25 protein-coding genes are annotated in these 23,037 nt (G+C 34.8%); 13 read left to right on the forward strand and 12 right to left on the reverse strand.

Translation table 11 applies throughout. From position 1 onward, the window contains the following. Nucleotides 1-299 precede the first annotated feature (299 nt). Both QRN68_RS15450 and QRN68_RS15455 read right to left on the reverse strand, forming a co-directional pair. Nucleotides 300-1,352 carry a DUF418 domain-containing protein gene (locus QRN68_RS15450; RefSeq protein WP_285397787.1) on the reverse strand — a complete coding sequence of 351 codons (1,053 nt, stop codon included), beginning with the start codon at nt 1,350-1,352 and terminating at the stop codon, nt 300-302. Nucleotides 1,353-1,445: 93 nt separating this feature from the next. Continuing rightward, nucleotides 1,446-2,387 carry a helix-turn-helix transcriptional regulator gene (locus QRN68_RS15455; RefSeq protein ID WP_285397813.1) on the reverse strand — a complete coding sequence of 314 codons (942 nt, stop codon included), beginning with the start codon at nt 2,385-2,387 and terminating at the stop codon, nt 1,446-1,448. Between the two features lie 100 nt (nt 2,388-2,487). Here QRN68_RS15455 and QRN68_RS15460 point away from each other — a divergent pair, with 100 nt between their 5' ends. Together QRN68_RS15460 and QRN68_RS15465 are read left to right on the forward strand one after the other, a co-directional pair. Then, nucleotides 2,488-3,015: a dihydrofolate reductase family protein gene (locus tag QRN68_RS15460; protein ID WP_285397788.1), complete on the forward strand. Its 528-nt coding sequence runs from the start codon at nt 2,488-2,490 to the stop codon at nt 3,013-3,015. Between the two features lie 38 nt (nt 3,016-3,053). Further along, the gene (locus QRN68_RS15465) at nt 3,054-3,233 is read left to right on the forward strand and encodes a hypothetical protein (protein ID WP_285397789.1); all 180 of its coding nucleotides are present in this window, start codon (nt 3,054-3,056) and stop codon (nt 3,231-3,233) included. Between the two features lie 156 nt (nt 3,234-3,389). Here QRN68_RS15465 and QRN68_RS15470 read toward each other — a convergent pair whose 3' ends face one another. The 3 genes from QRN68_RS15470 to QRN68_RS15480 all read right to left on the reverse strand — a co-directional run bounded on the left by QRN68_RS15470 (nt 3,390) and on the right by QRN68_RS15480 (nt 5,483). Further along, a complete protein-coding gene (locus tag QRN68_RS15470) occupies nt 3,390-4,412 on the reverse strand; it encodes a serine hydrolase domain-containing protein (protein WP_285397790.1) in 1,023 nt (340 codons plus the stop codon). A gap of 56 nt (nt 4,413-4,468) precedes the next feature. After that, nucleotides 4,469-5,233 (reverse strand): class I SAM-dependent methyltransferase, encoded by a 765-nt coding sequence (locus tag QRN68_RS15475; RefSeq protein WP_285397791.1) that lies wholly within the window; start codon nt 5,231-5,233, stop codon nt 4,469-4,471. Between the two features lie 76 nt (nt 5,234-5,309). Beyond that, the gene (locus tag QRN68_RS15480) at nt 5,310-5,483 is read right to left on the reverse strand and encodes a hypothetical protein (RefSeq protein WP_285397792.1); all 174 of its coding nucleotides are present in this window, start codon (nt 5,481-5,483) and stop codon (nt 5,310-5,312) included. A gap of 121 nt (nt 5,484-5,604) precedes the next feature. On the opposite strand from QRN68_RS15480, the gene QRN68_RS15485 reads away from it, so the two are divergent. Beyond that, the gene (locus QRN68_RS15485) at nt 5,605-6,129 is read left to right on the forward strand and encodes an AAA family ATPase (protein WP_285397793.1); all 525 of its coding nucleotides are present in this window, start codon (nt 5,605-5,607) and stop codon (nt 6,127-6,129) included. A gap of 58 nt (nt 6,130-6,187) precedes the next feature. Here the strand turns inward: QRN68_RS15485 and ku are convergent, their stop codons facing one another. Then, nucleotides 6,188-7,006, reverse strand: coding sequence for a non-homologous end joining protein Ku (gene ku / locus QRN68_RS15490; RefSeq protein ID WP_285397794.1), 819 nt, complete (start codon nt 7,004-7,006; stop codon nt 6,188-6,190). A gap of 105 nt (nt 7,007-7,111) precedes the next feature. Here ku and QRN68_RS15495 point away from each other — a divergent pair, with 105 nt between their 5' ends. From QRN68_RS15495 to QRN68_RS15505, 3 genes are all read left to right on the forward strand, one after another. Continuing rightward, a complete protein-coding gene (locus tag QRN68_RS15495) occupies nt 7,112-8,935 on the forward strand; it encodes a DNA ligase D (RefSeq protein WP_285397795.1) in 1,824 nt (607 codons plus the stop codon). 204 nt (nt 8,936-9,139) lie between these two features. After that, nucleotides 9,140-9,616 (forward strand): PH domain-containing protein, encoded by a 477-nt coding sequence (locus QRN68_RS15500; RefSeq protein WP_285397796.1) that lies wholly within the window; start codon nt 9,140-9,142, stop codon nt 9,614-9,616. Nucleotides 9,617-9,926: 310 nt separating this feature from the next. Continuing rightward, nucleotides 9,927-10,427, forward strand: a complete 501-nt coding sequence (locus QRN68_RS15505) for an NUDIX hydrolase (protein WP_285397797.1) — start codon at nt 9,927-9,929, stop codon at nt 10,425-10,427. A 60-nt stretch (nt 10,428-10,487) separates the two neighbouring features. Here the strand turns inward: QRN68_RS15505 and QRN68_RS15510 are convergent, their stop codons facing one another. Further along, entirely contained in the window at nt 10,488-11,444 is a 957-nt protein-coding gene (locus QRN68_RS15510) for an MBL fold metallo-hydrolase (protein WP_285397798.1), read from the reverse strand. Nucleotides 11,445-12,373: 929 nt separating this feature from the next. On the opposite strand from QRN68_RS15510, the gene QRN68_RS15515 reads away from it, so the two are divergent. After that, nucleotides 12,374-13,183, forward strand: coding sequence for a phosphotransferase family protein (locus QRN68_RS15515; protein WP_285397799.1), 810 nt, complete (start codon nt 12,374-12,376; stop codon nt 13,181-13,183). An 11-nt stretch (nt 13,184-13,194) separates the two neighbouring features. On the opposite strand, the gene QRN68_RS15520 is transcribed toward QRN68_RS15515, so the two are convergent. After that, the gene (locus tag QRN68_RS15520; protein ID WP_285397800.1) at nt 13,195-13,380 is read right to left on the reverse strand and encodes a hypothetical protein; all 186 of its coding nucleotides are present in this window, start codon (nt 13,378-13,380) and stop codon (nt 13,195-13,197) included. Between the two features lie 225 nt (nt 13,381-13,605). Between QRN68_RS15520 and QRN68_RS15525 the strand changes: the two genes are divergently transcribed. Then, nucleotides 13,606-14,058: a VOC family protein gene (locus tag QRN68_RS15525; RefSeq protein ID WP_285397801.1), complete on the forward strand. Its 453-nt coding sequence runs from the start codon at nt 13,606-13,608 to the stop codon at nt 14,056-14,058. A 232-nt stretch (nt 14,059-14,290) separates the two neighbouring features. On the opposite strand, the gene QRN68_RS15530 is transcribed toward QRN68_RS15525, so the two are convergent. Beyond that, nucleotides 14,291-15,532, reverse strand: coding sequence for a nucleoside permease (locus QRN68_RS15530; protein WP_285397802.1), 1,242 nt, complete (start codon nt 15,530-15,532; stop codon nt 14,291-14,293). Between the two features lie 735 nt (nt 15,533-16,267). Here QRN68_RS15530 and QRN68_RS15535 point away from each other — a divergent pair. From QRN68_RS15535 to QRN68_RS15545, 3 genes are all read left to right on the forward strand, one after another. Then, on the forward strand, nt 16,268-16,486 hold the full coding sequence (locus tag QRN68_RS15535) for a DUF3955 domain-containing protein (protein ID WP_285397803.1): 219 nt from the start codon (nt 16,268-16,270) through the stop codon (nt 16,484-16,486). 432 nt (nt 16,487-16,918) lie between these two features. Then, on the forward strand, nt 16,919-17,611 hold the full coding sequence (locus tag QRN68_RS15540; protein WP_285397804.1) for an ABC transporter permease: 693 nt from the start codon (nt 16,919-16,921) through the stop codon (nt 17,609-17,611). Nucleotides 17,612-17,702: 91 nt separating this feature from the next. Next, nucleotides 17,703-17,918, forward strand: coding sequence for a hypothetical protein (locus tag QRN68_RS15545; RefSeq protein WP_285397805.1), 216 nt, complete (start codon nt 17,703-17,705; stop codon nt 17,916-17,918). Between the two features lie 111 nt (nt 17,919-18,029). Here the strand turns inward: QRN68_RS15545 and QRN68_RS15550 are convergent, their stop codons facing one another. After that, complete coding sequence (locus QRN68_RS15550; RefSeq protein ID WP_285397806.1) at nt 18,030-18,371, reverse strand: ATPase; 342 nt, start codon at nt 18,369-18,371, stop codon at nt 18,030-18,032. Nucleotides 18,372-18,849: 478 nt separating this feature from the next. On the opposite strand from QRN68_RS15550, the gene QRN68_RS15555 reads away from it, so the two are divergent. Both QRN68_RS15555 and acnA read left to right on the forward strand, forming a co-directional pair. Beyond that, a complete protein-coding gene (locus QRN68_RS15555) occupies nt 18,850-19,110 on the forward strand; it encodes a hypothetical protein (RefSeq protein ID WP_285397807.1) in 261 nt (86 codons plus the stop codon). 259 nt (nt 19,111-19,369) lie between these two features. After that, the gene (gene acnA / locus QRN68_RS15560) at nt 19,370-22,075 is read left to right on the forward strand and encodes an aconitate hydratase AcnA (protein ID WP_285397808.1); all 2,706 of its coding nucleotides are present in this window, start codon (nt 19,370-19,372) and stop codon (nt 22,073-22,075) included. 138 nt (nt 22,076-22,213) lie between these two features. Here the strand turns inward: acnA and QRN68_RS15565 are convergent, their stop codons facing one another. Both QRN68_RS15565 and QRN68_RS15570 read right to left on the reverse strand, forming a co-directional pair. Next, nucleotides 22,214-22,612: a hypothetical protein gene (locus QRN68_RS15565; RefSeq protein ID WP_285397809.1), complete on the reverse strand. Its 399-nt coding sequence runs from the start codon at nt 22,610-22,612 to the stop codon at nt 22,214-22,216. 149 nt (nt 22,613-22,761) lie between these two features. Continuing rightward, a complete protein-coding gene (locus QRN68_RS15570) occupies nt 22,762-22,974 on the reverse strand; it encodes a hypothetical protein (protein WP_285397810.1) in 213 nt (70 codons plus the stop codon). Between the last annotated feature and the right edge of the window lie 63 nt (nt 22,975-23,037).

Here is a 23,037-nt window from a genome sequence, read left to right on the forward strand (position 1 = left end):
CTTGATTATTTTGATTTGATTTTTTATTATTTTCAAATTATCCTCCATACAAATTGTATTATTTGCATCTTATGCATTACACAGAAGTCGTGTGTAGTACATCTTTTATGTACACAAAAATTAACGGATATTATACAAGAAAAAAGGTCACTTTTCCAAAGCGAAAGTGACCAAAAGTAAAATATGGGGGTGTGTTTTTGCTGAAGGTATGAGCAAAATGGAAGTGTATTAGGTACACTACCATATTATGAATGAGAAAAACCTACTGTTAGGTGTTTGCCATTTTCTAAAACAATTCTTTAGGAACGTTCCTTAGAATGAGTAGAAGTTTTAAGTATTGAAGGTACTGTCCAATATGTGCCCATGCGCCACAACCATTCTAATGGACCAAATCTAAAGAATTTTAGCCAAAACCTACTAAATAGTAATTGAAAAATGTAAATGCCTATGCAAATCCAAAGAGATTGGATGAAACGGATATTGCCAATAAGGTGAAAGGCATTCCCTATTATTAAAATCAGCGTTGTTTGTCCTAAATAATTTGTTAAAGCCATTCGGCCATAATCTTTTAATGGTGATAGCAAAAATTGACATAAAGGATGTTGGAGTAAAAGCATTAATAGTCCTACATAAAATGCTGATACAAATGGACTGAACTGAAGCCCTATTAGCGAAAAATTCCCAACGTTTGTCACATGTTCTGTAAGTTCATCCTCTGTCATATTATTAAAGTTCACCATTGCCTCTGGGACATAATGCCATTGATACAGCAAGCCGCCTATGCTAATACCGAACATTATAATTGTAAAGATAAATATGCTTTTTCGATTGTCATTGATCTTTTCAAAAATTCGATATTGCCCAGCTGCTAAACCTAGTAAAATAAGTGGAAACGGCATAGCAATTTTGATGCCATAATAAGCTGTTACGGCTAATAATATAAGCCCTATAGTAACGTTTATTTCTTTCCGAGCTTTGTAAAATGGTAACGCAATTAGCCCAAATATCGCATAGACGGTTAATGCTTCTCCTGGTTGAAAATAGAAATGTACAAGTCCTATTAAAAATAAAATAATGATTCTTCTAATGAATAATAAATATGCCTTTTCATTTTTAGCTTTTGCACGGGAAATAAAAATATAAAAGCCTACACCAAATAAAAATGAAAAAATGGAGAAAAACTTCCCTTCCACAAAGAGCAATAGAAACCTATTATATGTAATATCTATCGATGTTTCTGGTGGTGTAATCCACAGTAATGATGGAATATTGACTAAAATAATTCCTAATAAAGCAAATCCTCTTAAATAATCTAATGTATCTATTCTTTTGTTTAATTCAATTGGTTGCATTTTTTCTCCTCCTTTTTTACTAAGTATAAGGAAATTCTCCAAAAAGTAGTATCGATAAGTGTTACGCCAATCTTACAAAATCGTCATATAGCCTTACTCATTTTCTTGATACATAGATAAAATTTCCTTTGCATGCTGTTGTAAATTAGCGATTAATTCTTTTGGTTCTACAATTTGAGCATGTTTACCCAGCCGATAGAAAAGGGGACTAATAAAATCAAGCTCACCTTTGTCTATAATGGAATCAATATGACCTGTTCCATCTTCATCTATGGCGACAAAATCCTCCAGGCTTGGATCGCTTTTGCATTGACGTACACCTTCCCTTGATAATAAGACGTGTAAACGAATGGGTTGTTTATTTTCATATGTGCTGCCAAACCACTCCTCCAAGCTTAAGAATTTATCTTTGTTTTCTTCATTTTCTATAGAAAGAATACGATCTACTCGAAATAGTAAAATTTTTTGTTTCGTAAAATCAAAGGCAGGCATATACCATAATCCATCATGTGCGTAAACACCAAGTGGATGAATATGTTTCGTAGTTGTACCTGATTTGGATTCATATTGGATATGAAGATTTTTATTTTCAATGGCTGCTTCTAAAACATTTTTCAATAAAGGTGTTTCTATGGCTCTTTTAGGATTCCAAAAGGCGATATAGGATTGAAGTTTATCCACTTTCTGCTTGGCGTCATGTTGAAGTGAGCTATATAATTTATGAGAAGCGGAGGAGATTTCCGCATCAAAGGGCAAATCACGGTAATATTTGAGTGATTGAAACGCAAAGAAAATTGAAACGACCTCATCTTCTGTAAATAAAATAGGGGGAAGAAGTCTGCTCGTTAGAACAGTATAACCACCGTTTCGTCCTTGTTCCGCGTAAATAGGTAAGCCCATATCACCTAAATCTAAAATATATCGATGAACTGTACGAATTGAAATATCGAATTCATCAGCAATTTCTTGTGCAGTAAATTTCTTTTTTGCACTCACAAACAAAAGAATATCTAATAAACGTTTTGCTTTTGACATTTTTCCACCTTTCATTGTAATCATGCCAGTAGTTGTCATGTTTTAGGTTTAGTATAAATGTTGATCATGAATTTTTCAAAGAAGAAAGGGAGATGACGATATGTCACGAGAAATCATATTATATGTTGCGACTAGTTTAGATGGATTTATAGCGAAAGAAAATGATGACTTACAATGGCTGGAAGAGGCTGAGGTGGAAGGGGATGCTGGCTATTCCGACATGTATCAATCTATCGATACCATTATTATGGGTAAAAGAACGTATGATTGGGTTGTTGAGCATACGGAGACCTTTCCATATCCTGATAAGAAATGTTATGTATTCTCGACTTCATTAAGTGGTAAAAACGAACATGTTGAGTTTGTGAATGAGGATGTCGTAACGTTTTCGAAAAAGTTAAGGGAACAGGAAGGCTCGAAAATATGGATGGTTGGTGGAGCTGACATACTTGATGCATTTATGAAGGAACAGCTGATCGATGAATGGATAATTACAATCACACCCCATCTATTAGGCTCTGGCATTCCGCTGTTTAAGAATAATAATCCATTTCAAGAGTTGAAGTTAATCAATACGACTCGCTATGGACAAATGGTGCAAATGCATTATAGGGTGAAGAAAGGCTAGGACAAAACCTCATTTTTCTGCAGCGAAAGAAATCTTTAATGAGCTGCAGTTTTGAGATTTGTCGAGAACTTTTGATTGTTTATCGACCAACTTTATCGTTTTATCAACCAACTTTTTTAATTTATCGACCAACTTTATCGATTTATCAACCAACTATTTTAATTTATCAACCAACTTTTGAAAAATATCGACATCTACCTTCATGCAACACTCTCTGACCGCACTGATAATTTACGTCGCTTATGACATAAGCATATTTTCTTACGCAAAATCTAAAAGTTTAACATAAAAAAGCGCAAGAAATCAACGTTTCTAAAATTGATTTCTCGCGCTTTTTAAGGTTTTGACCAGTTTTGTCCCAGCCACTTTCTTGATTACGAAAGCGAATGATAGATTTCACCCATGATTCCCTTCATTTGATGTACACCAGTATCCGTATTCGTCATCATGATAATACCTTTTTCTAGGTATGGATAAGCTACTAGCATACATTGAAACCCAACACCCCAGCCAAGCGAGGAAAATTCGAGTTTCTCTTCAGCTCCATCTAGAAATACACCTAGGCCTGCCCATTCCTTACATCCTTGAGGTTGAAACAATTCTTTTATTCCTGTTGCCATAAGACCAAGTTTACTTTGTCCTTTTATAGCACTCGTAACATCCAATAATAATTTTGCTAAATCGTTTGGAGTAGTCCATATACCACAGGCTGCAAGGTATGGATAAATAGCGTATTTTCCTGAGATTAACTCGCCATTTTTATCATGACCACATGCAAAATTATCCGTATTTGATGTTGAAAGAGTGCTAGAAAAAGTGCTGTTTGTCATGCTCAATGGCTGAAAAATAAGTTCGTCCATAAGAACGGAAAATGGTTTGCCCATTGTGTCTTCAATAAGTAATTGAATAACGCAAAAGCCTGCATCGGAATAGTGAAATTCACTTTCGGGTTCATACGTTATCTCAATAGGCGTTTTGCAGTAGGGCGTTTTACCATCCAATATTTCTAGCATGGATGGCATGTCATTGAACGATTCTACTGCCGTAAAACTGCTTTCCGGGTCCACAATACCTGATTGATGGCAGAGTAAGTTACGTAATGTAACTTTTTTATGCTTTGTAAATTGATTGTCAGGAACCTTCCATGAAACTAGCTTCTTATTAATATCTTCATCTAAGTTTAAATAACCTTGTTCCACCAATTTCGATACTAATATGCTTGTTAGAAACTTACTTATCGAACAAGCATTGAAAATCGTGTGCTCATTAATTTTTTGATCGCTACCTGCTTCTAGAACTCCAAAATAATCTGACTTACTGATTTTGCTCTTTTCGATCGCTACAAGACTAAGGCCAGTTATACGATAATGCTCCATACGTTCACTAATGTTTATCATCTAGTTTGCTCCTGGTTTTTTCTTTATTATAACAGAAAGTGGAACGAATGTTTGTGTTATGGATTTTGTTTTGTTAATCGCGCATGTACAATCATAGAAGGACTATCCTTCGTAAATTCACTTTTTTTCCATGAACCGTATAGATGTAATAATTCAAAATCGTTTTGTTCTAATAGCCGTTTCAATTCCATTGGATATGTATAGCGAAGTAGAATTGAATCTTCGAAAGTTGAATGTCCAAGCTTATTTATAGAACGACAAGTTAAGATTTGTGTGACAGGGTTATATTCTTCGCGATGCTGAATGGTTAGTTTTTCACCTTTGCTATTAACTGAACTTTCTTCGTATTCATCCACGATAGACAGTTCGTTTAGAAGCGCATTTCTCGTATCAAATACAAATTCTCCACCTGGATGTAAGTGCTTTTTAACGGATTGGAATAAAGCATTTTGACTGTCATTAGTTAAAAAATGTTGAAATGAATTTCCTGTCATATAGATGAAATTTGATGAAATAGGTAATTGAAGTTGCGTGCAATCTTGCAAAGAGAAATGCACTTGTACATTCTGTTTTTTCGCTTTATCAATTGCCAATTGAAGCATCCCTTCATGGATATCTATTGCATAAACATTGAATCCTTGCTTGGCTAGGGGAATAGCTAATCGACCTGTGCCACAAGCTAATTCAATGATCGGATCGCTATTCTTCCTAAGAAGATTTTTAATATAATGTAAATCTACGTTGTAGTTTTCATAAATTACATCATATTCAATAGGGTTTTTATATTTCTCTAAATTTCCACTAAACTCATTTTGATCCATACAATTCTACTCCTTCAATATTTTATCTTTACTTGAGATATATTGTATAATAGATGCAATATTCGCACAAATCGAGCTATACCGTAAATGTGTAGTCGATTTCCGTTCCGGCTGAGCGCCTTGTTGCTATCGCTTTGCTTTCGCACAGACAAAACCTTGTTGCTATCGCTTTGCTTTCGCACAGACAAAACCTTGTTGCTATCGCTTTGCTTTCGCACAGACAAAACCTTGTTGCTTTCGCACAGTGCAAAACTTCCGAGGGGCGTCCGATGAGCCGCTTCGCTCAAGGGTCTCAGCTGTGACGCTATTCATCTCTAACTTTAGGTGATGAGCTACAAAATTAACAAACTTTAAAGGATAGGAGGGCTTTTTTGAACAATACATTTCCACAAAAAATACATATCATCGGCTCTGTTGGGAGCGGGAAAACAACGTTAGCGAAAGAATTATCTTTAAAATTCAATATCCCTTATTATGAATTAGATAATGTTGTTTGGACAAGAAAAGAATCGGGGGATATAAGAAGGACCAATCAAGAAAAGATAGATCATTTAAATGCTATCATTCAAACTAAAACTTGGATCATTGAGGGCGTACATAATGAGGAGTGGGTAGCACAAAGTTTTCATCATGCCGACTTGATTATTTTCTTGGATACAAATTATGCCGTAAGAATTTATCGAATAATCAAAAGATTCATTTTGCAAAAAATGAGTCTGGAAAAGTCACATTACAAACCGACTTTTACAATATTCATCAAAATGTTTCAATGGAATCGATATTTTGAAGAGATTAGTAAACCTAATTTTTTTCAAAAGTTTAGCGGTTATCAGGATAAGATATTGGTCATAAATAATGAGAGGTTTACACACAGGTACTTAAATGGAAATGACTAATTGTCCACTTCCACCACATCAAAAGCGTATCCCAAAATCAGGATACGCTCTATATTTTTTAAGCATTTTTCTTCGTTTTTGTTGCTCGTTTTCTTGTTGTTGGCTTTTTCGTTTTTTCTAAGGAAGCTTGAAGTGCTGTCATTAAGTCCGTGACATTATCAGGTACCGGACGTTTATCGCTAGTTGAGATTGTATTCGTAGCTTTTTTCTCCTCAATTAGCTCCATTAACGCATTACGATAGTCATCTGTATATTTTTCAGGGTTAAATTCTGTTGTTAATTGGTCAACGAGCATTAGTGCTGTTTCTAACTCTTTTGGAACGACCGTTTGTTCACTAGGAATACTCGGCACATCACTCACACTTCTTACCTCATCAGGGAAATGAATTGTTTCCATCACAAGGGCATTTTGATAAACACGAACAATCGCGAGCTGCTCTTTTGAACGGATAATAATTTTGGCAACGCCTATTTTTCCAGATTGCTCTAATGTTTGACGTAATAGGGAATATGCCTTACTGCCAGTCGTATCAGGGGATAAAAAATAAGTTCGTTCAAAATAAATAGGATCGATTTCGGTTAATTTAACAAAATCTATGATTTCAACTGCCTTATCTTCATTTTCCTTACGCAAGTTCTCTAATTCTTCTTGATCTAATACGACAAACTTATTTTTGGCATATTCATAAGCCTTGACAATATCCTCATCTTTAACTTCTTGATTACAGCCTTCACAAACCTTTTTATAGCTAATAGGTGTATGACATTCTTTATGGAGCTGTCGCAGTTTAATGTCTTTATTTTCAGTTGCGGCATGTAGTTTCACTGGTATATTGACAAGTCCAAATGAGATACTGCCTTTCCAAACTGTATGCATTTGTGTCACCTCGTTTTTCTTACTATGATATATTTTGCTTATTTTTATGTATCTTAAAGTGAAATCGTCAGAAACTGAAGGTAAAAAGCAAAGTAGGTAATCATTATGAAACCAATGCTATTAACAGAAGTGCTTGAAACGCCTATTGGTGAAGAATGGTTGTACGAAACAAAATTTGATGGATTTAGATGTATGTTAGTATGGGACGAACAGCCAATGTTAATAAGCAGAAATGGCAATAACTTAAATCACTTGTTTCCAGAGATCCTGGATTTTTGTCAGAGCATATTTCCTCAAGTAAAAGCGTATTTACCATTAACATTTGATGGGGAATTAGTGTATTTAATGAATGATTTTAAAAGTGAATTTTCGCTTGTTCAAAAAAGAGGTAGGATGCAAAATAAAGAAGTTATTGCTGCACATGCAAAAGACTTTCCTTTTCATTATATTGCTTTTGATTTACTGAGCTATAAAGGGGAGTCGCTGACAAATAAGTATTTAAAAACTCGCAAACAGCAACTGGCTAAGCTTTTTAAGACTTTAAAGCTTCCTGTGATGATCAATTATGAAGATCAACGTCGTTTGCAAGCACTTAATGGTGTAGAACAGAGTGAGCCTCTTTGGAAGGCTATTAAGATTTACAATGGAGAGGGAATGGTTGCGAAGAAGAAAACTAGTAAATGGGTTGGAGATACGCGCTCGACTCATTGGTTAAAAATTAAGAATTGGCGCTATGTAACGGTCATAGTGACTAAATATGATCATGGCAATGGCTATTTTCATGGCTCTGTTTATCAACAGGAGGAGCTAGTTGAAGTCGTTAGTTTTAAACATGGACTGTCAGAGGAAGAGCGTAAAACACTCATTGCTTTCTTTCAAGAAAATGGACAGAGGAATAATGAAACATGGGAACTGGAGCCATCCATTTGTGTTGATGTAGCATGTATTGATTTTGATGGAAGCAAATGTCGAGAACCACGTTTCCATGCATTTCGACTGGGGACGATGGTTCGGGATTGTCATTGGCAGCACATGCAGCGTCAACTTTATCCTATTCCCGATACTGTTCAAATTACGCATCCTGATAAGCCTGTTTGGCCTGAAATCGGTATTACGAAGGATGGATATTTGCAATATTTACAAATAATTTCTCCGTATTTATTACCTTTTTTGAGAAATCGTCCGCTTACATTAATTCGGTTTCCACATGGGGTTCCGGGTGAAAGCTTTTATCAAAAAAGTAGTCCAGAGAAAATACCTGAATTTGTTTCAACAGGATGGATGGACAATATTAATTATCTTGTGTGTAACAATCTTGAAACATTATTGTGGCTAGGCAATCAGCTTGCGTTAGAGCTGCATATACCTTTTCAAACGTTGCAAACAGAGTATCCGACTGAAATTGTCTTCGATTTAGACCCTCCGTCGGTAGAGCAATTTTCACTGGCCGTTCGTGGGGCGTTAGATTTAAAGGAAATTATTGATTATTTTAAGCTACAATCTTTTGTTAAATCATCGGGTGGAAAAGGATTACAGCTATATATACCGTTACCTGAAAATGCATTTTCCTATGAAGAGGTGCGAGTATTTACTGAATTTATCAGTCGTTTTTTATGTGAGCAAAAGCCTGAACTATATACGATTGAGCGCTTAAAAAAGAATAGGCATAACAAATTATATTTAGATTATGTGCAGCATGCAGAAGGGAAAACAATTATTGCACCATACTCAACACGTGGTAATGAGAAGGGCTTAGTGGCAACACCATTATACTGGGAGGAGGTCAATGAACAGTTAACACCAGACCTCTTTACCATTCCAGCTGTACTGGAGCGAATGAAAAAAGTGAGCAATCCATTTAAAAATTTCCGTCAAGTAGGGGAGAGGCAAGATTTTCAATCAGCTTTAGAACGGATAAAGGAGCAATGATTTTCTTCCTAAATATGAACAGGAAAACCTCGATAAAAGCAAAAAGCATCGGCTTTAGTGTCGATGCTTTTTAATAAACTTATTTATAATTATCTGAATAGTTTTTTTATTTCGTTTGCTAAATCAATAATTAATGTTAAATTACTTATTAAGGTTGGCTTGATCTCCTTATTTTTTTCTGTCCGTTAAATGGTTGGTTTTTTAATGGAAATTAAAAAGAAAGGTGGGATAATTCCTATGGTATATCATGCAAAAACAGATATTATTTTAGCAATAATTATATTTTTATTGGTTTGGATGTTTGGGGCTATACCACTGTTTCTATTTATCAGATCTTTATCAACTGTTATTATTATGTCAATGGTCTTTATTATTTCAGTAGTTTTTATATGGTGGTACGCAAATTCTATTAAGTTTGTTTTCTGTGAAAATTATCTTTTAGTGAAAGGTGGACCATTCAAAAGTAAGATTCCTTATCAAAGTATAACGAGGGTTTCTCCAACGACAGATAAGTATACTGGTTATCTAATTTCATCATCTGATAAGGGTCTTGAAATATTTTATAAAACAGCAGCTCATGGTAGTATAAAAATTTTACCGAAAGATAAAAGGAAATTCATTTTAGAGTTAAAAAAACGATGTCCTAATGCTCAGATTCCTCACAATCAAATATTTGATTAATTGGTTAAATTTTTATCAGTAATCCTTTACTTTTTCTTCTGATTGATAGGGAAGGAGCAGGATTTTAATCTCTTGGATGATTTAATTGATTGATAGAGAGGGCGGAATTACTACACTGGCCCTCTTTTTAATTTATATCATCAACTGCTTAAAAGTTAAGGATTTGTCAATTCTCTTAGACGTTATATATTTTGTTGATAAATCTTTGGTGAATTCCAATCATTTAAATTCAAATGTAGTCCAGTGCCATTTCGGGAATAGATAGCTACATAGAGTGATCAAGTTAACGTTTGAAAGGCAGGAGATTCAGTTGGATAAACAAAATCAAGACATTACCTTCCCAACTAAAGAAGGAGTGTTCAATATGAGGATGGGCGCTATAATTCTTCGAGATGATAAAGTGCTAATGGTTAAAAATAATCGTGACCCTTACTACTACTCCGTTGGGGGAAGAGTGAAGTTACAGGAGACTTTGGAAGAAGCTATCATTCTCGAATGCTTTGAAGAAACCAAAGTGCATGTTGAAATTGATCGTTTAGTGTTTATTCATGAAAACTTTTTTCCCGTTCAAAGCGGTCCATATGGTGAAACGCAATTTCATGAAATATCATTCTTTTATTTGATGAAATCTATTGAAGTCGAAATTAAGTGTGAAAGCTACACTAGTGATGGTATTGAAGAAAAATTAGAATGGTTACCTATTTCAAATCTTCAGGATGTCTTTCCATTCCCAGAGTTCTTTAAATCAGAACTAGTTTGCTTGCCTGCTGAAATCAAACATATCGTAACGATTGAAGAAAAAAGAACATAAAAGAAAACAGAGAGGATTTCTCCTCTCGTATTTGGGGTTTAGTACATCAGTGCTAATGCTTTAATTTTGGGCATTCTTTTTCTCTAAGTAATCCAAAATTCCCATTGCCGAAACAATTGTATCAAATGGGATTGTTTGATATACCGGATGATTTTCTTCGATGCCATTTTCCTGTAAGTAGTTGTACAAAAGTTTCTTTAAGCGAGTATCTAAAAATTGTACTTGTTCTTTAAAATCACTAGATACCGTTAACGCCTTTTCCCCTTCAGCTAAGAATAGTGGTGTCCAATAGCGCACTTGTCTATAAGCTTCAGCTGGATTTTTATATGCACCGAAATGACCGAAATACAATTCAGTAGCATTTAATTTTTCGTAAAGCTTGATAGATTGCTCCATCGTATCTGGGTCATACTGATTCGGCGAAGTGGAGGGAATAATTAAATCAATTGCTTCGCTCTCCATTTCTGGATAACGTACACCAGTTGTATCTCCAACAAACAATCCATTCGTAGCAGAATACAGCATCGATACATGATGCTTTGCATGGCCTTCCGTATGATAAAACGTTAGCTGATGTTGACCTAAAGATAATACTTCCTCATGTCCAATTTCTATAATACGCTCAACATCGATAGGTACAATTGGATCAAAAAGACGATCAAATTCTGATCCATAAACACTTTTTGCACTGGCGATTAGACGACTAGGATCAACCATATGAGATACACCTCGTGGATGGACAACGAATGTAGCATTTGGACAACTTTGTAAAAATAATCCCGCACCTCCAGCATGGTCTAAATGGATATGTGTAACAATTACATATTGAATATCCTCTAAAGAAATATGTAATTCCTCTAAACCTTCAACTATATATGGCATAGAAGGACTGGCAGATGTTTCGATTAATGTAATTTTTTCGTCGATAAGCAAATAAGAGCTTGTACGCTGTTCCCGATTTAAATCGTGTGTATCAATACAATAAAAATTTGGTGCAAGTTGTTGGACTCTACTCATGAAAATAATCCCCTTCCGATTTTGAAATGTGTGAAATATTCTCTAATGTGCATTTTTTATCTGTAAAAGTAGTGATTATACTTTATGATAATAGAAAAACAATCTGAGTGTCCATTCATTTTTTTGCTGAGCAAAATGTAACTTCCTCAGATCTACGAACTTTGTTAATAATTCATACCCTTAAAGCATGCTCCATTTATTTTAGTATCGAAAATTTCACCAGTTTCTGGAAAAAACAAGACTCTTCACCATAACGTGTGGTTGATTTCTTTGCTAGAAAGAGCTTGTTTTTCGATAAAAGCCCAAAAAGTTTCGATAAAATGAGATTTTGTTTCGATAAAAGCTCAAATAGTTTCGATAAAGAGCGATCTTGTTTCGATAAATCCAGGATGTGATGCTCTTAGTCTTCGTTCCTCTACATGCTCGCCGCAGGGTCTCATCTGTAACGCTAATTCCCAAGGAGTCGCCTAGTCGGAACGAAGATCAATTAATACATGGCATATATTTTAACAAATGTCATCCACAACTTTTGGTGATGACCCAAAAACAACAGGAATATTGAAACATATGGAAGAATTAATCTATAATTAAAGTTTTAAACAGTGGAGAAGCGATGTTATTCATAAGTATAGTATTATCCATACTTATGGCTTTTGTATTTGGAGTATGTAACAGCCTATGGAAAGCTTTTTCTTTTTTGAGCGATAGCGATACAAAGAAATCCCTGAGTTATCTGATATTCAAATAAAGTTGATTAGAATCGGTAGCGTAGTCGCTATCATTATTGAAACAATCTCTTATTGTTGTTGAAATTGATATTTTAATGTTAAAGGCGGTCACTAAGTTATTAGAATTCTAGTGGAAAATAGATTGACATAATTATTTTGATTATTTGGTAAGGGGAAGCGTATACTAATATCTTTTCAGAGGTGGGGGTTTTTTTATTGCAGCCAATACAGGTAGATGAAATACCAGAAGAAATAAGAGAATATCTAAAAAACATTGACTGTATTAAGTTTCCAAGACAAGGATACACCTCGAATGTTGCGATTATTCAGAGTCATCAAGGCTCTTTTGCTCTCAAAAGAACAACAGGTGAATGGTTCTGTTCTTTGTTAAAAAGAGAGGTTTCTGTACTAAACAGATTGGCAAAGGAAACAAAACTACGTGTTCCGAAAGTTGAGCTATTCGTTGAACAAAAGCAAGATAGTCAATGTTGGGCACTTTTTGAATTCTTTCAGGGTGAAACTATCCGAATTGCTTTAAAAGATGAGAAAAATAAGGAAATAAGACAAGAAATAATATTTAACTTTGGCAAACTCTTAGCTGATGTTCATTCAACGCCTTGTCCAAAGGAACTAATACACCATAAAAACTGGCTTGAGCAAATGATAAGTCAAGCAAACGATAATCTTATTAAAAATGAAGTAGATGGAACTAAGGAATTATTGGAAAAGGTTAAAAAATATAAACCAGATCATTATAAGCAGACGTTAATTCATGGAGACTATACAATTGATAACGTATTGGTTTCCAACGGGGAAGTGACAGGTGTTATTGATTGGGGGAGTGGAGCATACGGAGACCCAAGATATGATGTATCTCTTGCAATTCGACCGAAACCAAATGTCTTTGAAAACGAAATCGAAAAACAAATCTTTTTTGAAGGGTACGGTGAAAATATAATTGATGACAAAATATATGAGTATTTTGTTAATGGATTATATGAGTTCTTTTAATATTTATTTCGCTAAATTCTGGAGGGTGTTTGTATAATTATGGATATTTCTATAGCGGGGTTTTTTTTATTTTTAATTTTTTTAACAAACGGTGTGTTTTTATATTTCCATAAAGTGAAAAATATTTCTTTGATACGCATTGGATTATTCGGTGCAATTTTGATACCAGTTGTTTTTCTATCTTTAGTTAAATTCATCTCAAGTGTTTTTAGTATTGGTGACGATTTTACGTATATTAGTATGTTTTTTATGATTATAGTTTTTTTCAATAGTTTGAGTTATGTATTAGTTGGAATTTTTTCTGTTTTTAGATACTTTATTGAAGATAGGTTTTTTAAAGATTCAGACTAAAGATTGATGTAAATGGAATGTGTTTTTAATATATTATTTCATAAATAAAGATGAAATGGGAGAATATTGAAATGATTAAAGGTTTATATGAAGCCCATTTACCAGTTCGTAATTTAGAAAATTCGATTTTATTTTATAAAAAGTTAGGGTTAGAACTCGCGTATAAAAAAGGAAAAGTCGCTTTCTTTTGGATAGTTAAAGGAGAAAGCTGGTTAGGATTATGGGAAAATGATAGTGTTCAATTAAAATACCATCCATCTATCCGACATTTGGCGTTTAAAATTGATGAAGAAGATCTTGAACATGTAAAAGAGTGGTTGTCTTCAATTGGCATAGAAGTTCGAACTGAATTTGGCCTTACTTCTGAACAGCAACCTTTAGTTCTATTAAACAAACCTCATGCACATGCAGCAATCTATTTCTCAGACCCAGTTGGTAACTCCTTAGAATTAATTACACCATTGAGACTAGATGATGTTGAGGATTTTAATGAGATGTCTCTTGAAGAGTGGAGAAAGCGTTAAAGCCATATAAAAGCATCCTGAAGTAACTGAAGGTAGCCGGTTTTTCTGCTAAAGTAAAAGAGCCTTATACCGAGAACGGTAAGGCTCTTTCTTGTACTTGAAAACAAGCAAGGGTAGGATTTCCATCACCTTGGATTTCCGATTAATGGAAAACATATTTCCCGTGAGTAAGTGAGGAGATACAGTTGGATATTGTAGTAACATTCTTATTAGTGAAGACAAAAGCAAACGGTCAAATTTTCATTTCATTGCTGTCATGATTATATTTAAAAGTTATCGCAAAAATTATTGCTAAAACGAGAGTATAGGCTCCAAAAAACAACCAAATGTTTTGCCAATTTCTTACTCCATCAACTGTATAATAATCAACTACTGTTCCGCTAATTATAGCCCCCACATAGGCGCCGATTCCATTTACCATTGTACTAAATAATCCTTGAGCGCTGGCGCGAATTCGAGGATCGACTTCTTTTTCTACAAAAATGGCTCCCGAAATGTTAAAGAAATCAAATGCACAACCGTAAACAATCATAGATAATAATAACAATAAGAATCCTACACCGACTGGACTTCCGAATCCAAAGAATACAAAGCGTAATGTCCATGCCACCATGCTGATGAGTATTACTTTCTTAATTCCAAATTTACGTAAGAAAAAGGGAATGGTCAAAATAAAGAATACTTCTGAAATTTGCGACACTGATAATAAAATAGCTGGATATTTAACGGCAAAGCTATTCTTATATTCTGGGTTCAACGCGAAATCGTGTAAAAATGGATCACCAAATGTATTGGTAATTTGAAGGGCAACACCTAATAGCATTGAAAAAAGGAAAAACAAAGCCATTTTTTTTCGTTTAAAAAGAACAAAAGCGTCAAGTCCTAAAAGGCTAACTAACGACTTATCCTTTATGGCATTGGAAGTTGGGCAGGTAGGAAGAGAAAATGAGTATAGTGCAAGTACCATCGATGCTCCACTAGCTATGAATAGCTGAATATTACTTAATTCAAGCTTAGCAATACTAATAATCCACATCGCAAGAATAAAACCAATTGTCCCGTAGACACGTATAGGCGGGAAGTCCTTTACGATATCGAACCCCTTTTTTTCTAAGCTAACATAAGAAATTGTATTCGATAAAGCAAGTGTTGGCATATAAACAATCGAGTTAAAGAACATTACCCAAAACATAATAGTATGATCAGCAATTTGAGCAGCTGTAAATAGGGTAATCGCACCGAGGAAATGTAAGATTCCATATAAAATATTTGCTTTTACCCAGCGATCTGCAACAATGCCTATAATACTTGGCATAAAGATGGCAGCAAGACCGGTTGAACTATATACAAATCCAACTTGTGCACCAGTAAAACTCAACGTATTAATCATATAAGAACCGAGTGTAACAAGCCAAGATCCCCAAATAAAAAACTGGAGAAAAATCATTATTTTAAGACGTAATTTTATATTCATTTTTTGCCTCCTATAGAAGGTGATGAAGTTCTTTTGTAAAGAACGTTATTCTACGATTGTTCATTTTATAGTTTGAGCTAATACTGATGAATTCAACAGGCATTTTTCGTTCATAAAAAATTTTTATTGTCTGATGTAATGAAATACAAACACCTTCTCCCATAAGTCGCTATATTGACTCTAGCATAACTACAGCATTTACTCCTAATGTCAGATTCATACGAGTTTTAATTGAAGTTTCTCTTGCTAGTTCACATCTCCTTGCATAGGCAGCCGAAAATAAAACTAAAGAAAATTAATCGTCAAATAGTTGTTAAAATGACAAAAGCCCAAGATGGCAATTAATTCTGCTATCTTAGGCTTATTTATATTTTATTTTTGCATTCACTCCACTTTTATTTCAGTAAAGTGAAAATATAACGTCAGCACGTATTGTTAAAAAACAATAATAATTTATTGTTTTTCGATAAATAATTATTGACTAAGGATGAGGTTTTAGATATTATGATTATAGAAAGTTGAGAAAGCGGTGAGGCATCAAACAGTATTGGTTGGAATTTATAATCGTATTAACTGGGTTGTTATTTTGTCACCTGGAATTCCTTCGAAAAGCCTGTAGATGTTGGAATTTCTGTACAGATGTAAGTTGTGGGAATGATTTTTCGATTCAAAATACAAACAGGATAAAAAATAAGTGTATTAACAAATAAACTAACTTTAATGGAGGAAGATATTATGAAAATGAAATATGTAATTGCATCTACACCAATTCTTTTAGGAGTAATCTGTTTTCTTGCAAAGGCCATCATTGGAAGTAATGTAGCTGCAGATGGCAAATTAGAGGAACCTTTCTTCTTGATTCCAATTGGATACTTATTATTGTTCATAGGGATTGTGTCTTTATGTGGAGTGACGTTGGTCTCAATGTTTAAGAAAACACAAATTTCAAACTAATATTATATTGAAAAGATCGGGATTCTCTTCATGAGATCCTGGTCTTTTTTGTTTTCAACTTTAAAATTAATAAATTTGTAAGGAATGAGTAAGAAAAAAGTGAAAATCGATTCGTACAATAAAATTACAAAATGAAAGGAGAGCGAATCCATGCTTAAACTAATGATTGTCGCAATTTCCTTAGCAAGCAGCTTCACGGCATTGGGATCTACACTTGGGATTAGACTTACGATTACAAAATATTTAGGACTCATAGCATTCATGAATTTTCTTCTGAAATTCACATTTATCATTTTTTTAGCTGTTATGTTATTCCGTATAGTAATGGAAGGATTCAAGCATAATGATAGTTTACCAATATTCAACATAATAAGTGTTGCTTATATAACCTTTGCAGTGAGATGACAATCTAGAAGAGGAGGGGTGAAAGGGATGTTACAGCTAATAAAGCTAGAATTGAAGAAATTTAAATTAGGTTGGTATGTAAAAGGTGCGATTATCGCAAATATCCTATTAACAGTAATAATGTGTTTCGTAATTTATTTAGCACATAGTGAGGGTGATTTACTAATTACAGTGTATCAGGATGTATACATATTGATTGGTGCAAGCGTGAGGGCAACGTTTATTGTATTTGCCTCTGTATTGATTTCGAAAATAGTCATAGAAGAATATAAAAATAAAACAATATCCCTTTTATTTTCTTATCCTGTTAATAGGAAGAAAATCATCGCTAGTAAACTGCTGCTAATCGTATCGTTAACGTTAATTACTATGATGCTGTCTAATATCATTGTTGCAGGACTATTTACTATCGTTAATATTTATATCCCTATAGTTCCATTTACATTAACTGTAAATCGATTTCTAGGAGAAGTCATTAACATGGTTCCTTTTGTAATTGCCTCTGCGGGAATGAGTTTAATTCCATTATATTTCGGAATGCGTAATCATTCTGTTCCGGTCACAATTACTTCATCACTTATTGTAGTGGCCATTGCTTGTTCTTATAATCCAGAAATCTCCTTGGTGACATTTATTCCACTTCAAATAGGGCTTGCAGTTATTGGAGGAGCAATTGCTTACTTAGGCATTCGTAATATTGAAAGGGAGGATGCGGTTTAACTTGAAGTATGTACAAACACAAAGCCGATTCCGAGCAATTTTGCCATGGCATTATTGATTTTAATATCTAAGTTTAAGGAGAGAGCGTAAAATGCAATTAGAAAGTATTTTTTTCAATTCTTCATTAAGTACACCGTTTTTTACCATTCTATCAATAGTATCTATTGCGATTGGTTTAAGCCTGACTATTTTTGGTCTTGTAAAGCAAAAAAAACAAAAAAATAGCACGTTGGCGACATGTTGTATTGGTTTAGGCTTATTAATTATTATTACCCATACAATCCAAATCGTTGTGAGAGTAATTTAAAAGAAAATAAATAGTAAAAAACAAAAAATTTCACATCAGAAAAGCATGAGAAATCAACGTTTTTAAAATTGATTTCTCGCGCTTTTTAAAGTTTTGACAGCCACTTTCAAATTAAAGAATCTGTGTTAATTCTGAGTTAACTAATCTTTGGGCAGTAATGATAACACCTGAAGCAGTTAATCCGTAAACGCTAAATAATCCACCATTTTGATTTGGAGCAATTTCAACTTCATATTGAGCCGAAGTTCCAACACTTGCATCTATAAAAGTAGAGGAATTAGCACCTACGTTAAAAGCAGTCACTGATAGTAATTGTCTTGTACCGTTCAGTCTGAAAACTCTAATTAGTCCGGAAAGTAAGCCTCCAGTAAGGTTAAGAACTTTAATACGAACGCTACTAGCATTAGCAGGTAGATTTCCTGTATTTTCAATCGGACCAGTAGTTAAAGGCATTTGAAATTCACCTCCTTTGCAAATAAAAGTTTTATAATCTGCAGCTTACATATTCATAGTATTCAGTACTCTACTGAATGCTTTAGACATATTAATCAATTTGTTATTAATTAAAAAAATGTGTGAATTGATTAAAGGGAAAATTATTAAAGATAAATCTGAAAGCAAACCAGAATATGGATTGTGCTAGAAGAAGCATATACTAAGCCTAATTTCGAATTGAAAAACGAACTGAAAATCTTTGGATTCATTTTCGGGATAATATGTGCAGGGGAGTGAGTAAGTGGTTTCAAAATGCTAGTAATCACAAAATAGACAGTCCGTTTTTTTATTACATTTGATTTTAAAGATTTTTTCTTGAGGTTTTTATTACATATTTAAAAGGATCCATGCTGTGACATTAGGTTGAACGAAGAATAAAAATGCGAATGTTCTAAATATTCAAGGATAACAGTTGTTGTAAATACGTTTTTTTGTTATGATTGCTTCTATTATTACTATTACTTGTCCGGGAAATTTAACTTATTTCAGCAATATTTTTGTAGCGACGGATACAGAAGTCTCCTACCCCTATGGTGAACAGATGAATGCAGATTTAAGTTACTTTTCAGAGGATGTCAAAACATTCTCTGAAAATAAGTTAAAATCTCTGGCGGATGTCACGGATTCGGAAGGGAGTACTTTGTACAAGCACAAAGCCAAATCATTGATTTTTTACTGGATCGCCATTTCAAAATAAAAAACTACAAGTACTCCCTTTAAAACATTTAGCTTCTAATGTATAAAAATGTCCTTTCAGCAAAACCTTCATATTATGCACATCAAAAAATTAAATACATTTAGGTTAGAAATCAAGGTCATAAGTTAAGCTTATTGAAAAAGATAATATTAATGTAATTTACTTATGAATATTAATGCGTTATCATGGGTATTGGAGAAAAGATGCTTTAAATTTTTTTAATAGGCCTTTTCAAAAAGATATTTAGGGGGATCCGCAAATGGCACAAGGTAATTTACACAACAGCCGCGCATCATTCGAAGTTAATGGTAAATCTTACAATTATTATGACTTAGCTGCGATTGAAAAAGCTGGCGTTGCAAAAGTTTCAAACCTTCCTTACTCAATCAAAGTATTATTAGAATCTGTTTTACGTCAATATGATGCATATGTAATCAAAGAAGAGCACGTAAACGAATTAGCAAAATGGGGTAACGGTGCAGATCCAGAAGCTGAAGTACCATTCAAACCTTCACGCGTTGTATTACAAGACTTTACTGGTGTACCAGTAGTAGTTGACCTTGCTTCTCTACGTTCTGCTATGAAAGAAATGGGTGGCGACCCAAGCAAAATCAACCCTGCTATTCCAGTTGACCTTGTAATTGACCACTCAGTACAAGTTGACAAATACGGTAATGCATCTGCATTAGCAGCAAACATGGACCTAGAATTTGAACGTAACGCTGAGCGTTATAACTTCTTAAAATGGGCTCAAACTGCTTACAATAACTTCCGTGCTGTACCACCAGCAACTGGTATCGTTCACCAAGTAAACTTAGAGTATTTAGCTCCAGTTGTACACGTAAACGAAAATGCTGACGGTACTTTCGAAACATTCCCAGACTCAGTAGTAGGTACTGACTCTCATACAACAATGATCAACGGTATCGGCGTTCTTGGATGGGGCGTTGGTGGTATCGAAGCTGAAGCAGGTATGCTTGGTCAACCTTCATACTTCCCAATTCCAGAAGTTATCGGTGTTAAATTAGTTGGCGATCTTCCAAACGGAACTACTGCTACTGACTTAGCATTAAAAGTAACTCAAGTATTACGTCAACGTGGCGTAGTTGGTAAGTTCGTTGAGTTCTTCGGACCTGGCGTAACTAAATTACCACTAGCTGACCGTGCGACAATCTCTAACATGGCTCCTGAATATGGTGCTACATGTGGTTTCTTCGCAATTGACGAAGAATCATTAAACTACATGCGTTTAACTGGTCGTGACGAAGAGCACATCGCGGTTGTAGAATCTTACTTAAAGTCTAACCACATGTTCTTCGATCCAACTTTAGAGCCAGTTTACACTGACGTATTAGAAGTAAACTTAGCTGAAATCGAACCAAACCTTTCTGGTCCAAAACGTCCACAAGACTTAATTCCACTATCTCAAATGCGTACTCGTTACAAAGAAGCAGTAGTGGCACCACAAGGTACACAAGGTTTCGGTTTAACTGAAGATGAATTCGCAAAAACTTCTGTAGCTAAATTCGCTGAAGGTGATGTAGAAATCCCAACAGGTGCTGTAGCAATCGCTGCAATCACTTCTTGTACAAATACATCTAACCCATACGTATTAATCGCTGCGGGCTTAGTTGCGAAAAAAGCTGTAGAAAAAGGTCTAACTGTGCCTAAATGGGTAAAAACTTCTTTAGCACCAGGTTCTAAAGTAGTAACTGGTTACCTAGAAGATTCAGGTTTACAAACTTACCTTGACCAAATCGGTTTCAACACTGTAGGTTACGGTTGTACAACATGTATCGGTAACTCAGGTCCATTACTTCCTGAAATCGAAGAAGCAATCAAAGAGAACGATTTATTCGTAACATCAGTTCTTTCTGGTAACCGTAACTTCGAAGGCCGTGTACACCCACTTGTAAAAGCTAACTACTTAGCTTCACCACCACTTGTTGTTGCTTATGCACTTGCTGGTACTGTGGATGTTGACCTACAAAAAGATTCATTCGGTAAAGACAAAGATGGCAACGAAGTATTCTTCGCTGATATCTGGCCTTCAACTGAAGAAGTTAACGCAGTATTAGGTACTGTAGTTAACCGTGAATTATTCCAAAAAGAATACGAAACTGTATTCACAGCGAACGAAAAATGGAATGCAATTGAAACATCAACTGAGTCTCTATACACATTTGATGACAAATCAACTTACATCCAAAACCCACCATTCTTCCAAGGTCTTGCAAAAGAGCCAGAAGCTATTAAAGGCTTAGACGGCTTACGCATTATGGCGAAGTTCGGTGACTCAATTACAACTGACCATATTTCTCCAGCTGGTGCAATCGGTAAAGATACACCTGCAGGTAAATATTTAATCGAAAACGGTGTTGCAATCCGTGACTTCAACTCATACGGTTCTCGTCGTGGTAACCACGAAGTTATGATGCGTGGTACATTTGCAAACATCCGTATCCGTAACCAAGTTGCTCCTGGTACAGAGGGTGGATTCACTACTTACTGGCCAACAGGCGAAGTAGAGTACATCTATGACGCATGTATGAAATACCAAGAGCAAGGTACTGGCTTAGTAGTACTTGCTGGTAACGACTACGGTATGGGTTCTTCTCGTGACTGGGCTGCGAAAGGTACATTCCTACTTGGCGTGAAAACTGTTATCGCACAATCATACGAGCGTATCCACCGTTCTAACTTAGTAATGATGGGTGTTCTTCCACTTCAATTCATGCCAGGTGAATCAGCTGAAACTTTAGGCTTAACTGGTAAAGAAGAAATCTCTGTAAACATTACTGACAACGTAAAACCACGTGAAATCTTAACAGTTACTGCTAAATCTGAAGACGGTTCAGTTAAAACTTTCCAAGCTTTAGCTCGTTTCGACTCAGAAGTAGAAGTAGACTACTACCGTCACGGTGGTATCCTACAAATGGTTCTTCGCGCAAAAGCTGCTGAGTAATCATTTAAATATGAAAACCGATCTCCTAGGAGATCGGTTTTTTTATGCACTTCTGTCAAAACAACTTATCGAAGTGACGGATAGAAGTTCCGAAAAACAAAAAACCTCAATATAAAGAGGTCATTAGTTTTAAAATCTTTACTTTTCTACAATTTCCAACTGTTTGTAATAGTTCTCTACAATAGGATAAATATCTGGGTTTGAATCATAGTAGGTATCATCAATTTCACTTAGTGTGAATTTAAATACTCTTTTACTATCAAAAAGAGTAATACCATATTTCCATCCAACACGTTTTTCTTGATTCTCTTGTGGAGTAAACTTTATATCTTTAATCAGAGAAACGAACTCATTGATTTGTTCTTGCTTAGTTATCGTTTTTGAAGCACCAGTTGAACCATCTTGGATGATTACTTTATCTATACTTTCAATTTTTGCTTCCTTATAAAAGGCTTCTAATGATTGCGTTTTTTCATTTGTACAAGCAGAAATCAAAAATAGACTTACCAACAAAATTAGAAACAAAAATTTTTTCATTAGGCTGCCTCCCAAAAAATGTATTCTATTGCCGATTAGACGAAATAAATTACAAATAGTTACAGATTGTGGGAGTTTACATTTAATGCAAGCTACAACTTTTTCAAACGCCATTACCTAGATAATGGTAGTAATGCACTTTATAATTCTTAGTGATTGATAGCCCGGTTAAAGTGATGGATAGACACCTCCGGATAGGCAAAGTGACGGATAGAAAACGGAGTGACGGAAAGAACAATCAAAGCGACGGATAGAACTTCAAAGTGACGGAAAGAACAATTGAAGCGACGGATAGAACAGTCAAAGTGACGGATAGAAAACAGAGCGACGGAAAAAACAGTCAAAGTGACGGATAGAATCATCAGAGCGACGGAAAGAACAGCCGAAGCGACGGATAGAAAACAGAGTGACGGATAGAACAGTCA

The sequence above is a fragment of the Lysinibacillus sp. fls2-241-R2A-57 genome (genome assembly GCF_030209535.1).
Classification (GTDB): domain Bacteria; phylum Bacillota; class Bacilli; order Bacillales_A; family Planococcaceae; genus Lysinibacillus.